The following is a 14,147-nucleotide window of genomic DNA, read 5'->3' on the forward strand; positions in this document are numbered from 1 at the left end:
TGTCCCTTATCAACAATCGATTATTTCAGTGATATATCGACCTTTTTCCTAAAAATCAACGAAATACTGAAAGCATTTACAACTGCGAGCATGCTACTAATGACATATGACGATTTTGTCATAAAATACTATATCACTATTAAGGTAATAAATAAATAGAAATGCTAAATTTTATTATTAAACTGCTATAAATGATCAATATTGAATCCATAGAATAAAAAATCAGGTCGCTAGCTCCACTACATCTTCATTCGATTAAATTCGAGTAAAGATGTAATAGGGCAGCTCCCTGACTCTTATCGTCCTTACACTGTAGGTGCTTGTTCCTCGGTTTCAGTATTCGACACTAGGACCGTGCGTGGCTTGCTGCCTTCGTAAGGCCCTACAATTCCTCTTGCTTCCATTGCATCAATTAGACGTGCAGCACGAGTATAACCGATGCGGAATCGACGCTGAAGCATCGATACACTTGCACTTTGAATTTCGATGACCAATTGGACGGCATCGTCATATAGTTCGTCATCCACCTCTTCGACGACTTCATTCGTATCCTCAGGAATCATTTCCTCTTGATAGGAAGCTTTCTGCTGATCAATACAATGATCAACCACTCGTTCTACTTCCGAATCTGATAAAAATGCCCCTTGGACACGGATTGGTTTAGACGATCCAACAGGGAGAAACAGCATATCTCCACGTCCTAATAGTTTTTCCGCTCCACCAGTATCCAATATCGTCCGAGAGTCCGTTTGAGAGGAAACACTAAACGCGATTCTAGATGGTATATTTGCTTTAATTACCCCAGTAATAACGTCTACCGATGGACGTTGAGTTGCGATGATTAAATGAATACCAGCAGCACGGGCCATTTGAGCTAGTCTTGTTATTGCATCTTCCACGTCACTGGAAGCAACCATCATCAAGTCAGCAAGTTCATCAACAATGACAACAATAAATGGAAGTTCCGGCTCTTCTTCTCCAGCAGTTTGATTATATTTGCGGATATATTCATTATAACCTTGGATATTTCTTGTTCCTGTTTCAGAGAATAAATCATACCTTCTCTCCATTTCTGCTACAACTTTCTTCAATGCGCGAGATGCCTTTTGTGGATCCGTCACAACTGGTGCAAGTAAGTGAGGAATACCATTATATACATTCAGCTCCACTTTTTTCGGATCAATCATCATCATTTTCACTTCATGAGGTTTTGTCCGCATTAATAAAGCCGTGATAATGCCATTGATACATACACTTTTTCCGCTACCGGTAGATCCTGCAATGAGCAAGTGCGGCATCTTGTTCAATTCGGTCAAAATGGCATCTCCAGAAATATCTCTTCCTAAAGCGACGAGTAGTTTCGATGACTTATTTCCCCATGTATCTTCCATAACTTCACGTAAAGAAACCATAGCAATATCTTTATTAGGCACTTCAATCCCGACTGCTGATTTACCTGGAATCGGTGCTTCAATACGAATATCCTTAGCTGCTAGAGCAAGAGCGATATCATCATGCAAGCCAACAATTTTGCTCACCTTTACTCCTGCTTCAGGATAAATCTCGTACTTAGTGACAGCAGGGCCTACATTTACTTTCGTAACTTTTGCTCTAACTCCGAAACTTTGGAAAGTCTTCTCCAAAGTTCTTACAGTTGCCTGCACTTGAGATTTATCATATTGTTGACTCGTTTGTTCTGGTTCATTAAGAAGGTCTAATGAAGGTAAGATATATTCAGGATTTTCACTTTCCACCTGTGAAAGAGCTGGTTCATCAATTTCATCTTCTTCCGTCGGTTCAGAAGTCTCCTTCACAGCTGGTGGAGCTTGCTCCTCTTTATAAGCTATCTCTGTAAAATCATTGATAAATGGTTCATGATCAGGCGTTGCGTCTTCTATATGCGGTTCAACAGCCAATACAGCTTCATCTTTTTTCTCTTTCTTATTCTTATTAACCGTACGCTGCTTATCTCTCAAACTAGAAAAATGCTTTTTGAAAAATTCTAGACACTTGGAAACCAAATCTCCAAGTGAAACATCTGTAATGAATAATAAGCCAATAATAATCGAAAAGATGGAGACGATAATGGTACCAGTATAAGAAAACAGGAAATATGTAAGTGCAAATAATATGGCACCAACCATTCCACCCCCAGTTTGACTGGATGGAACTTGTCCACCAATATACGATAGGAAAGAATCCCAAGTCGAAGCTAAGACTGAAATATTTTGATTCTCTCCTATGATTGGTTCATATATTTGAACATGTGTGACAAGTAAGACACCAGCAAACAATATATAAAACCCGACCATTTTTCTTGTAAAGTAATTAGGATATTTTCTTTTTATCAACAGAACAATTCCAGTTACAAATAGAAATACTGATGCCACAAAATACCATATACCAAAGAAAAAATGGAAAAAGTGTTCCAACCAACCTGGAATAGCTCCTTCACTAATCGCACTTGCTCCACTTCCAAAAATAGCTAAAAAGATATATAACAGACCTAATAATTCATATTTTAATAGTTTTGAGCTTTTCGTTGACTTTTTTCTCTTGCGTTTTCTTTTTGCCAACTCCTTCACCCCACATTGCTTTACTGATTTATAAAACCCTTACCTCAAATTTGGTAAGGGCTTATCAATTATCTCTTCCTATTATAGCATACTTTGCCAATTGATTTCTCTACTAATTATCAGAGATTGAATGATTAATGAAGCGGACTTCCAGGTTGATAATTTTCATTCAAGTAATCGCTAGGGTTGGATGAAATCAGCTGTGCTAATCTATATTCACCATTCGGATATTTGTCAATACAGAACATCTTTCCTTCATGGGTAACATAAGAGCGTTCAGGTTTAACTTCATCTTTATTTGCATACACTTCTTCTAACATAAGAGGCGTATATAGGATCACTGTAACAACCCCTTTTCATCCTGTTTATTTTCTTTAATCAATTCATTGATTTTCGCCAGTGCTTCTTTTATGCCACCTACCTCATCAATGAGCCCATGGGAAACCGCTTCTTTGCCTATAACATTTGTTCCAATATCTCTCGTCAAGTTACCTTTGGCGAACATTAATTCTTTAAAGGTTTCTTCTTCTATTTTGGAGTGGTTGATAACAAATTGGATGACACGATCTTGCATTTTATCCAAGTATTCAAATGTTTGTGGCACACCTATTACCAATCCAGTCAATCGGACCGGGTGGATCGTCATTGTTGCTGTAGGTACAATAAAGCTGTAATTGGTTGCGACCGCGATTGGTACCCCAATGGAATGACCCCCACCAAGTACAACAGAAACAGTCGGCTTGGACAAGGAGGCAATCATTTCTGACAGTGCCAATCCAGCTTCGACATCCCCACCCACTGTATTCAATAATACAATTAACCCTTCAATCTTTGGGTTTTGTTCGATTGCTACAAGCTGAGGCAGCAAATGCTCATACTTCGTTGTTTTATTTTGTGGAGGCAGCTGCATATGACCTTCCACTTGACCTATAATCGTTAATACATGAATATTCGAATCTCCTGCTTGTGGGACATTTGTTTGACCGAGTGCTTGAATCTTTTCCACTAACGTATCTGATGGGTTATTTTGTTTTTCTCCTGGATTTTCTTCTTTATTCATTCATACACACCCTCCACCTTTTAATGATTATCATTAGTATGTTCATTGATTACATATCCATGTATAACTCCTCAAAGAAACTAAAAAAGGACGTATGACCTTTCAGGTCACAAGTCCTTATCGATAAATAGGGATTTCCTCACTTAAACTGAACGTGTCATGTAAAGCGTTGACAGCAGTCGCCAAATTATTCTCATGCACTAAGACCCAAATCGTCGTATGGCTGTCTGCGGCCTGTAAAATTTGAATATCTTTCCTTGCTAGAGCAGATACTACCTTGGCAAGTATCCCAGGCATCCCACTCATACCCGCTCCGACAGCAGCCACTTTGGCGCAATCTTCTGTCACCTCAGCGTGGATATTCAACTTTTTAAAGATTTGCTTAGCATGACTTAAAATGGACACCGGGAGGGTGAATGCGATTTGATTTGGTGATAGATTAACAAAATCGATTGAAATCCCATGAGCGGCTAATGCTTTAAATATTTCCGTCATAGAGTATGTTGGATTTGCCCTTTTACTAATTTTTACTTGAGCAATTCCGGCCAAATGAGCAATTCCTGTAATTGGCTTATCCTCGATTTTAGCACTTTTCTGTAATGCCCTCTTACTTGAGATTAATGTACCCTTAAATCGTTTCGAAGTAGAACGGACATGAAGAGGAAGTTTTGCTTGCATGGCAATTTCTACTGCCTGTGGATGAATAACTTTAGCTCCTTGATATGCTAAATTACATGTTTCTGTATACGTGCAGTTTGGTAAAACCCGTGCAGAACTCACAATCTTTGGATCGGCTGTCATAATGCCATCTACATCCGTGAATATTTCAGCCTTAACTGCTCCTGTGGCGACGGCCAATGCTGCAGCTGTTGTGTCACTGCCTCCCCTTCCTATCGTGGTGATATCACCACTTTCGGTTTCCCCTTGAAATCCTGCCACTACAATACAATCATGTGTATCTAAGGCCTGCAAGATCCGCTTAGGGTTTACACTTTTTATTTTTGCATTTGTATGAGTGTCTGATGTAATAATACCTGCTTGGGCACCCGTAAATGCTGCTGCGTTTACTCCTGCTTCTTTTAATTCATTTGCTACAACTACGGCGGAAATGATTTCACCACAAGATAATAGAAGATCCAGTTCACGATCAGAAGATTTAGTATGAGGATAGTTTACTAATCCAAGTAGAGAGTCTGTTGCATAAGGTGTTGGTTGTTTACCGAGGGCTGATACGACGACGATTACTTTATTTTGAGTTTCAAGTGCATTTTTCACGTGATAAATTACATGTTTACGTATTTTTTTGCTTTGTAAGGAGGTACCACCGAATTTTTGTACTACAATTTGCATTGACACACCTCTTTCGTTAAATAACGCAGCTATAATTACTTTTCGTCTATATGATGAATGTAATTATAGCTGCCGTTTCAGTTCTTTATAACCAATTGTTTTTAACTAATGAATGAGCAATCTGCACAGTGTTTAAGGCAGCACCTTTTACGAGATTGTCAGATACAATCCATAAGTGGAAACCGTTTGATTTATCAGGGTCTCTTCTGACACGTCCAACAAAGACTTCATCTTTATCCGCTGAAGATAACGGAGTAGGATATACTTGTTCAGCAGGACGATCCTCCAAGATTACACCTGGTGCAGTTTCTAGGACTTTCCAGAAATCTTCAACTCTAACATTATCTTTATCAATTTCAATATATACGCTTTCCGCATGTGAAGTGAATACCGGTAAACGAACACATGTCGCTGCAACAGATAAATCTTCATCATGCAAAATCTTTTTCGACTCGTTGATCATTTTCCATTCTTCTAGAGTGTATCCTCCCTCGGAGAACACATCGATTTGCGGAAGTGCGTTAAATGCAATTGGGTAATGCTTTGCCTCAGATTTTACTGGCAATATGTTTGCTTCCATTGCATCACCATTAAGATGTTGTGCTGTTTGCTCTTCCAATTCAGCAATCGCTTGATCCCCTGCACCCGATACAGCTTGATAAGTGGAAACAATGATTCTCGAGAGTCCAAATGCGTCTTTGATCGGTTTTAATGCTGCGACCATTTGAATGGTGGAGCAATTCGGGTTTGCTATGATTCCTTGGTGGCTCTCGATGTCTTGTTCATTCACTTCAGGAACAACAAGAGGTACATTTTCAGCCATTCTGAATGCACTCGTATTATCTACGACAACCGCTCCACGTTGTACTGCTTCGTGAGCCAAAGCTTTAGATACAGACCCGCCAGCAGAAAATAATGCAATATCAACCCCGGAAAAACTTTCAGGAGTAGCTTCCTCAATTACATAATCATTATTAGCAAATTGGACAGTTTTTCCCGCTGAACGTTTAGATGCTAAAACCTTCAATTCATTCACTGGGAATTCAGTCTTCTCTAATGTTTCTAAAATTTTTGTGCCTACAGCTCCAGTCGCCCCAACAACAGCTATATTATAAGCATTTTTTACTGCCATTTCTGGTTTCTCCCTTCAATTGTACAAATTATTATATTATTATATTATTAGCTGTTAATTATAACATTATTTTCAACCAAATGAAATAAGAACAGGTTGAATCTGTTGTTTTTTTACAGCATATTCAACTGTATCAATAAGGGATGGCCAGTCTGCAACAAGGGAATTTGGCTTCTTATAAGGATCATCTTGACCGAATGGAACAAAAAATATATTTTTTGTCGCCATTAACTTCATGAGATTCATCCCATTCAAACCCAAAGCATCATTGGTGGAAACTCCTAAAACGACAGGTGAATCATTTCTTAATGTTGATTTAGCAGCCATTAAAACCGCATTATCGGTATGAGCATTCGCAAATTTACTCATTGAATTTCCTGTTAGAGGAGCAATTACCATACAATCCAGAGGATTCTTCGGTCCGAATGGTTCTGCTTCGACAATCGTGGACACAACGGGATTTCCTGTAATATCTTCCAGCTTTTTAATTTTATCCTCAGCTTTTCCATGCACAGTATCTGTCACTTTTACTGCATCAGTTATGAACGGATATACTTCAGCCCCTTCTTCAACCAACCGGGTAAGTTCCTTAAACACAAATACATGGGAATGATGAGATCCCGTAACACCAAATCCAATTTTCATTCCTGACAGTGTCATGCCAATCTCCTTCCTTCTAAAATCTGTATGATTACATTTGCTAATATTTTTCCTGATGTCTTTGGTGCGACGACTCCTGGAAGACTCTTTGCCAATATTGCTTTAATCCCCCGTTTATTTGCAAATTCAAAATCAGTGCCGCCGGGTTTTGATGCTAAATCAATAATAACTGTGTGGGCAGGCAACTTCTCTATCGCTTCTTGCTTAATGACGAGAGCTGGTATGGTATTGATTAAGATATCACAATTATCCAGATGTTCCGTCAATTGGTCCAAAGGTATAGCATGAAGATTCATTTCTGTGATTCTTGCGAGGTCACTTAGATGATGGGAAGCTACACTAACCTTCGCACCAAGACTTGAAAATTTGTTAGCGATTGTATGACCGATCCTTCCAAAGCCGGTCACCACCACTTTTGAAGAATGTATCGTGTAATCTGTATGCTCAATCGCCATCATGATCGCACCTTCTGCTGTCGGTATGGAATTGTAGATTGCTACGTCATCCCGGTTGAGCAAGGGTACGAGTTCTAATCCAACTTGTTCCGTTACTTCGGTTAAATAAGGATTTGCCATACCTGTAAAAATGATTGCTGATTTATCTAATTGTTTAAACCAATCCTCAGTCAATTGAATTGGCCGATCAGAAAAAACAGCCTCTATATTACCGTATTCATCCGTACCAGTAATCGGTAAAATGACAACATCAAGATCAGCAGGCTGGATCTCATTAAAATCAGTCTGTTTTAAACCTGTAAAGCTTTGTTCTAATTTATCGTAGCCAACTAGAACAATGGAAACGTTTGGCAATGCTTGCATCTGGCGAATTAATTCCAGATAGCGGGCATCACCACCAATTACAGCAATGAGTTGCTCCATTATTGCCTCTAACCTCCAAACATGATTTTCTCTATATAGAATATGATGATAGTAGTTTAGAGTGATTCCCAACCAGTCAATAAATAAAAAAAGGCTGATATCTGCCGATATCAGCCTAATTAGTCGCTGAGACTATCCGATTCCACTACAATCATATCTTCTCCAATCACTTTGATATTTCTCCATCGGATTAAGACTTCATCACTTTCCTTTTTCAATCCGAACCATTTATAACTTGGTACGATGAAAGCTTCAATCTGTCCGGTTTGTTCATCGATTTCCAAATCCGATTGGCCAAGCACCCCTAGTTTAACTCCTTGATTCACATCAATAATTTCTTTTCCACTGATTTCCTTAAAGCGCATGTCCATGACCTCCTCATTAATTTTATGCTCTTGTTGAGTAATTCATGAACATTTATCACTAAATTAGCTGTACCAAGTGAAAGACATTAAAAAAGCGAGCCAAATATTAGGCTCGCTGTAAATATGTACATTATTAATTTTGATCAGATGCAATAATCGCTGTAGCTGGCTTTGTTAGAAACACCTTGTCGATTACAGAACGTATAGAACTTTGAGAAACCCGATCAATTTCTTGAATCATTTCATCCAAAGAACGATGTTTCCTTAACAGCAGCTCATTTCTGCCATTCCTGCTCATCCTGCTATTTGTGCTTTCCAAACTTAGTACAAGATTTCCCTTCAGTTGTTCCTTACTATTATGTAATTCTTTATCTGTAATCCCTTTTTCCGTAAGTTGTTCTATCGAATCGGTAATCGTCTGTTTTAATTTATTTAATTGATCGTTACCCGTACCAGCATAAATTGTCAGCAATCCTTGATCGAGATAAGAAGTATGGTAAGAGAATACAGAATAAGCAAGTCCTTGCTTTTCACGAACCTCTTGAAACAGTCGGGAACTCATGCTTCCACCTAATATATTGTTGAGTATAATCAAACTATATGTTGATGGATCATTAATTGGCAGGCCTTCATAGCCTAAACAAAAATGCGCTTGTTCTGTATCTTTCTTGCGATTAATTGAATCCGCAACAAATACAGGTACCGCTTTACTATCATGTTGTTCGGCACCAGAAAAAGATCCAAAATATCCATCGATGGTGTGTATAAATGAATCATCAACATTTCCTGCAACAGAAATAACAATATTTTCAGGGGTATAGTGGGAATGTGTATACTCCCTTAATAGTTCAGGATTGAATGTTTTTAATTGTTTTTCTGAACCTATGATAGGAAATCCTAATGGATGATCACCAAAGGCTGCTTGCGCTAAGATATCGTGAACAATATCATCTGGTGTATCCTCATACATTTTAATTTCTTCATAAACAACTTTTTTCTCCCGCTCCATTTCTTCTTCATCGAATTTGGAGTTGAAGAACATATCAGCCAATATCTCTAGAGCCAGCTCCTTATGGGTGTCGAGAACCTTTGCATAGAAGCAGGTATATTCCTTTGCAGTAAATGCATTAATCTGCCCGCCAATAGAATCAAAGGCCTCCGCAATATCCTGTGCAGTCCGTTTCTTTGTTCCCTTAAATAACATATGCTCGATGAAATGGGCGATACCGTTATTTTCTATATTTTCATTTCGTGAACCGGTCAGTATCCAAATTCCTATTGTGACTGAACGAACGGTAGGGATACTTTCCAACACAATTCTTAGCCCATTTTTACTTTGATGTTTTTGAATCAATATTACTCCCCCTATATATCCTCCTAATTATCTTTCCGTACTGAACAGCGTATCGAGCCTCCCTAATCGATAATCCTTCTCTTTAAGGAGTGTGATTAATTCGCCTAGCCCTTCAGCAATGACTGGTGTTGGATGCATTAAAATAATGGCACCAGGGTGAACTTTGTTGCTTACTCGATTTATCATAACAGAAACAGAAGGTTTCTTCCAATCTATCGTGTCTGTTGTCCAAAGAACAGTCTCCATTCCTTCCTCGGCAGCAACCTTCACAACCTGATCATTAAAGCTACCGCTAGGCGGGGTGAAATATAATGGAGTATCATCGAGAATGGCCGTAAGGATCTCATTTGTTTGTTTGATTTGCGTCTGTATTTCCGATAAATTTATTCTAGCCATATCTGGATGGTTGTATGCATGATTTCCGATCAAATGACCTTTCTCAGCAATCATCTTCACTAGGTCAGGATTTTCTCTTGCCCATTTTCCTTCTATAAAAAAGTTTGCTTTAACCTTATGTTCCTGAAGGGTATTTAAAATAGCGGGTATATGTTCACCGCCCCAAGAAACATTTATCATAAAAGAAACCATCATCTTCTCTGGATGTCCACGGTAAATAGGTGATGGACCTAGATCTGCTAATGTCACACTCGGTTCAATTTGGTCAAATACAAGTAAGTCCTCATCAAATACTCCAGTTTCCTTCATTTTTTCATAGGATTGTTCAACATTAATTTTCCTTCCGTTCCTGCCTGGTGTCTTTTTCCAGACACGGTCAATATATGGTTCGGAAGGGGCTTCGTAATATTGTTCATCGTCCGCCTTTTCAACGAGTTCTTCATATAATGCGTCAGCGCTTAACTGAACTACCGGCAGTACATTCCATTGAAAGTCTTGAGGTTCTATTCTGAAGGCAGAAACTATGATGAGAATAAATAATAGTAGATTGACATACTTTTTATATGTTTGCATAATACCTCCCCCTGCACTCAATTTATGCTGTAATGGGACAAGGTATGCAAACACTAAAAAAAGAAACTGAAATTAATCAATCAGCTTCTTTTTATCTTGGGTAGAAAACGGGATTTCTATCCCATTTTCCGTTTATTCTTGATTAGCTTTTTCTTTTCTTTCTTTTTCTTCAAGAAGAACTGCTTTTCTTGAAAGGTTTACACGACCTTGGTTATCAATTTCTTTGACCTTAACAAGAATTTCATCACCAATCGATACGACGTCTTCCACTTTGTTGGTCCGTTCAATTTGAAGCTCAGATATATGGACTAATCCATCTTTTCCTTTAAATAATTCAACGAAGGCGCCGAATTTCTCAATACGCTTCACCGTACCAAGATACATTTGTCCTACTTCAACTTCACGAACAATATCTTCAATAATCTTTTTAGCTTTATCGTTCATAGTCTGATCGGTAGAAGAGATATAAATTTTACCGTCTTGTTCAATGTCGATTTTAACTCCCGTTTCATCAATGATTTGATTGATTTGTTTTCCACTTGGTCCAATCACATCACGGATTTTATCAGGGTTGATGGACATGGTCATAATTTTAGGTGCAAATGGTGATAGTTCATGCTTAGGTTGAGATATCGTCTCAAGCATTGATTTTAAAATTTGCATACGGCCATTTTTCGCTTGTTCGAGTGCTTCTTCTAAAATTTGTTGAGATAATCCTTCAATTTTGATATCCATTTGGAGCGCAGTAATCCCTTTCTCGGTACCTGCTACCTTGAAGTCCATATCGCCAAGAGCGTCTTCCATCCCTTGAATATCTGTAAGAATTGTATAGTCATCTCCAGTTTTTACAAGGCCCATCGCGATTCCGGCAACTGGAGCTTTGATAGGTACACCTGCATCCATTAGTGCCAATGTGCTTGCGCAAATACTCGCTTGCGAACTGGATCCATTAGATTCAAGTACTTCAGATACAAGTCTAATCGTATACGGGAAGTCTTTTTCAGAAGGAATCACTTTTTCTAGTGCTCGTTCACCTAAAGCTCCGTGTCCGATTTCCCTTCTACCAGGACCACGCATTGGACCAGTTTCACCTACACTATACTGTGGGAAGTTGTAATGGTGCATAAATCGTTTTGATTCTTCCAAGTCCAACCCATCCAATATTTGCACGTCACCTAACGCACCTAAAGTACAAACACTTAATGCTTGTGTTTGACCACGTGTGAAAAGACCTGATCCGTGAGTACGTGGCAATATAGAAACACGACTGGAAAGTGGGCGAATCTCATTTGGTTTTCTTCCATCAGGACGAATTTTTTCTTGAGAAATTAGACGACGAACCTCTTCTTTTACCATTTCATCAAGAATACTTTTTGCTTGTTCAAGGGTCTCTGCTTCCGTCTCCTCATCATACTTCGCTAAAATTTCGTCCTTCACCGCTTTAATAGCATCTTCTCGTTCATGTTTTTCCTTCACTTGAATAGCTGCAGTAAGTTTCTCTTTTGCTTCTTTTTCAAGTTCCTTACTCAACTCTTCATTCAGTTCAAATAACTCCACTTCAGATTTTTCAATCGTCAATTTGGAAATGATTTCTTCCTGAAATGCTACTAAACGTTTGATTTCTTCATGTCCGAACATGATTGCTTCAAGCATCACTTCTTCTGATACTTCTTCAGCTCCTGCTTCAACCATGTTGACGGCATCTTTTGTTCCAGCAACTGTCAGTTCAATATCACTTTTTTCCTGTTGCTCAACAGTAGGGTTAATAATGAATTTCCCATCAACTCGTCCAACTTGCACTCCAGCAATCGGTTCTTTAAAAGGAATGTTGGATATACTTAATGCAATTGATGATCCAATCATAGCAGCAATTTCTGAAGAACAGTCTTGGTCTACACTCATTACTGTACTGATAACCTGTACTTCATTACGATACCCATCTGGAAACAGAGGACGGATTGGACGGTCGATGAGGCGAGATGCAAGAATAGCCTTTTCACTCGGTCTTCCTTCCCGTTTAATAAAACCACCTGGAATTTTACCAACCGCATATAATCGTTCTTCATAGTTCACTGTTAGAGGAAAGAAAGGTAAGTCCTTTGGTTCCTTTGAACTTGTAGCTACTGCAAGCACCGAAGTATCTCCATAGTGGATCATCGCCGCTCCACCAGCCTGTTTTGCAAGCTCTCCTATTTCTACTCTGAACGTAGAGCCTGAAATTTCTGTGGAAAAAATTTGTTTTTCTTCTGCCATCTAATATAGTGCTCCTTTCAATACAACATCATCTTAAATGTATTAAATCGGAAAATCATCCGCTTTCCTAAAAACAGTCATTCTTACTCTAGAATAAACGATAGTAGTATGAGAATCAAACTGTAAGTCTATTCATGTGCCATCCATCAACTAATTTTAATTAAAAGAAAAAGCAGGATTTCTCCTGCTTTCTCTAAAAATATTATCGACGTAGACCAAGTTTTTGAATTAAATCGCGGTAACGTGTAACATCTTTGTTACGTAGGTAGTTTAATAGGTTACGACGTTTACCAACCATTTTAAACAGACCGCGGCGTGAGTGATGATCCTTCTTATGAACACGAAGATGCTCATTCAGTAGATTGATTTCTTCTGTAAGTACAGCAATTTGTACTTCAGGAGAACCAGTATCAGTTTCGTGAACTTTAAATTCATTGATCAGTTCATTTTTACGTTCTTGTGAAATCGCCATTGGGTCCACCTCCTATATCTTAAAATTAACCCCAGTCACCTAGCAATCGTCGGAGTTACGATTTGCCAAGAGATGGTTTATCTTTATCAGTATATCTTTCCTCGACAAAAAAATCAAGGTTTTACACTTAAAAATAATTAGTGGAAATAATTTCGAATGTCAACTTCATCACGGGCTAGTTGTTCGATTAAGCTTTCAGCATCCGGGAACACCTGTTCCTCACGGATAAATTTATGCCATTCTATTTGTAATTCTTCCCCATATAAGTCGTTATTATAATCAAAGATATTCACTTCAACTGATAAATTACCTTGATCCTCTTTGAATGTCGGGTTTGTCCCGATACTTGCCATACCTTCATACACAGCGTTTTTATAAATGACTCTTACAGCATATATACCGATTTTAGGAAGTAAAGCATCTTCAACTATTCTTAGGTTTGCAGTAGGATAACCAAGATCTCTTCCTCGTTGTGCTCCACGTATCACGACGCTTGTGTACTTCAATGGCCTTTTGAGCAATTTATTAACTGTTTCAACATTTCCTTGTTTCAACAGTTCTCTGATACGTGTTGAACTCACCTTCTCGTCATCCAAGGTAACTTTATCGATAACAGTATAGTCAAATTTACCACGGGTATAGTCGGAAATATTCGTCATATTCCCTGACCCTTTATGTCCAAAACTATAATCAAAACCTGCTACAAGGTGTTTTATGTTCAAACCGATAATAAAATGATCGATAAATTCTTGCGGACTTAGCCCAGATAGTTCTTTATTAAACTCGATTATATATAATCTGTCCACATTCATCTTTTGCAGAATTTCTTGCTTTTCTCGTAAAGGTGTAATGTATTGCACATGTCTTGTTCCTTTTTTCAAGACAACCGATGGATGTGGGTGAAAAGTTATCACAGCACTTTCCATGCCGTTTTCTTGCGCGACTTGTACAGCTTTACCAATGACTTGCTGATGTCCTTTATGTATACCGTCAAAAAAACCTATGGCACATACGGTTTCGGGCATATCATCCACTTCAAAATGATGTGGATAAGTCAACTCGAATGTTCTCACGTCAA

The 14,147-nt window shown here is 38.5% G+C and carries 13 protein-coding genes; all 13 read right to left on the reverse strand.

Annotated elements, in window-relative coordinates:
• Positions 1-305: 305 nt before the first annotated feature.
• The gene (locus M3210_RS01795) at positions 306-2,576 is read right to left on the reverse strand and encodes a DNA translocase FtsK (protein WP_251510628.1); all 2,271 of its coding nucleotides are present in this window, start codon (positions 2,574-2,576) and stop codon (positions 306-308) included.
• Positions 2,577-2,710: 134 nt separating this feature from the next.
• Positions 2,711-2,917, reverse strand: coding sequence for a YlzJ-like family protein (locus M3210_RS01800; protein ID WP_251510629.1), 207 nt, complete (start codon positions 2,915-2,917; stop codon positions 2,711-2,713).
• Positions 2,914-3,636, reverse strand: coding sequence for a ClpP family protease (locus tag M3210_RS01805; RefSeq protein WP_251510632.1), 723 nt, complete (start codon positions 3,634-3,636; stop codon positions 2,914-2,916). The genes M3210_RS01800 and M3210_RS01805 overlap by 4 nt, the downstream gene beginning before the upstream one ends.
• A gap of 117 nt (positions 3,637-3,753) precedes the next feature.
• Complete coding sequence (gene dapG / locus M3210_RS01810) at positions 3,754-4,986, reverse strand: aspartate kinase (RefSeq protein WP_251510635.1); 1,233 nt, start codon at positions 4,984-4,986, stop codon at positions 3,754-3,756.
• A gap of 85 nt (positions 4,987-5,071) precedes the next feature.
• Positions 5,072-6,118 (reverse strand): aspartate-semialdehyde dehydrogenase, encoded by a 1,047-nt coding sequence (locus tag M3210_RS01815; RefSeq protein ID WP_251510647.1) that lies wholly within the window; start codon positions 6,116-6,118, stop codon positions 5,072-5,074.
• Positions 6,119-6,190: 72 nt separating this feature from the next.
• On the reverse strand, positions 6,191-6,778 hold the full coding sequence (gene dpaB, locus M3210_RS01820) for a dipicolinate synthase subunit B (RefSeq protein WP_251510648.1): 588 nt from the start codon (positions 6,776-6,778) through the stop codon (positions 6,191-6,193).
• On the reverse strand, positions 6,775-7,656 hold the full coding sequence (gene dpaA, locus M3210_RS01825; protein ID WP_251510649.1) for a dipicolinic acid synthetase subunit A: 882 nt from the start codon (positions 7,654-7,656) through the stop codon (positions 6,775-6,777). Before dpaA ends, dpaB begins: the two co-directional genes overlap by 4 nt.
• A gap of 119 nt (positions 7,657-7,775) precedes the next feature.
• Positions 7,776-8,021: a YlmC/YmxH family sporulation protein gene (locus M3210_RS01830; protein WP_251510650.1), complete on the reverse strand. Its 246-nt coding sequence runs from the start codon at positions 8,019-8,021 to the stop codon at positions 7,776-7,778.
• A gap of 133 nt (positions 8,022-8,154) precedes the next feature.
• Positions 8,155-9,375, reverse strand: coding sequence for a M16 family metallopeptidase (locus M3210_RS01835; RefSeq protein WP_251510651.1), 1,221 nt, complete (start codon positions 9,373-9,375; stop codon positions 8,155-8,157).
• Positions 9,376-9,402: 27 nt separating this feature from the next.
• Positions 9,403-10,344: a polysaccharide deacetylase family protein gene (locus M3210_RS01840; RefSeq protein ID WP_251510658.1), complete on the reverse strand. Its 942-nt coding sequence runs from the start codon at positions 10,342-10,344 to the stop codon at positions 9,403-9,405.
• A gap of 132 nt (positions 10,345-10,476) precedes the next feature.
• Positions 10,477-12,597: a polyribonucleotide nucleotidyltransferase gene (pnp, locus tag M3210_RS01845; protein ID WP_251510666.1), complete on the reverse strand. Its 2,121-nt coding sequence runs from the start codon at positions 12,595-12,597 to the stop codon at positions 10,477-10,479.
• A gap of 202 nt (positions 12,598-12,799) precedes the next feature.
• Positions 12,800-13,069, reverse strand: a complete 270-nt coding sequence (gene rpsO / locus M3210_RS01850; RefSeq protein WP_251510675.1) for a 30S ribosomal protein S15 — start codon at positions 13,067-13,069, stop codon at positions 12,800-12,802.
• A 137-nt stretch (positions 13,070-13,206) separates the two neighbouring features.
• Complete coding sequence (gene ribF / locus M3210_RS01855) at positions 13,207-14,142, reverse strand: riboflavin biosynthesis protein RibF (protein ID WP_251510677.1); 936 nt, start codon at positions 14,140-14,142, stop codon at positions 13,207-13,209.
• Between the last annotated feature and the right edge of the window lie 5 nt (positions 14,143-14,147).

Origin of the sequence: Oceanobacillus luteolus (genome assembly GCF_023715655.1) — a bacterium.
GTDB lineage: Bacteria > Bacillota > Bacilli > Bacillales > Amphibacillaceae > Oceanobacillus > Oceanobacillus luteolus.

Coding starts and splice junctions, on each gene's coding strand:
- rpsO (WP_251510675.1), bottom strand. CDS start 13,069: ATGGCGATTTCACAAGAACGTAAAAATGAACTGATCAATGAATTTAAA.
- dapG (WP_251510635.1), bottom strand. CDS start 4,986: ATGCAAATTGTAGTACAAAAATTCGGTGGTACCTCCTTACAAAGCAAA.
- pnp (WP_251510666.1), bottom strand. CDS start 12,597: ATGGCAGAAGAAAAACAAATTTTTTCCACAGAAATTTCAGGCTCTACG.
- dpaA (WP_251510649.1), bottom strand. CDS start 7,656: ATGGAGCAACTCATTGCTGTAATTGGTGGTGATGCCCGCTATCTGGAA.
- M3210_RS01805 (WP_251510632.1), bottom strand. CDS start 3,636: ATGAATAAAGAAGAAAATCCAGGAGAAAAACAAAATAACCCATCAGAT.
- M3210_RS01840 (WP_251510658.1), bottom strand. CDS start 10,344: ATGCAAACATATAAAAAGTATGTCAATCTACTATTATTTATTCTCATC.
- M3210_RS01830 (WP_251510650.1), bottom strand. CDS start 8,021: ATGCGCTTTAAGGAAATCAGTGGAAAAGAAATTATTGATGTGAATCAA.
- M3210_RS01815 (WP_251510647.1), bottom strand. CDS start 6,118: ATGGCAGTAAAAAATGCTTATAATATAGCTGTTGTTGGGGCGACTGGA.
- dpaB (WP_251510648.1), bottom strand. CDS start 6,778: ATGACACTGTCAGGAATGAAAATTGGATTTGGTGTTACGGGATCTCAT.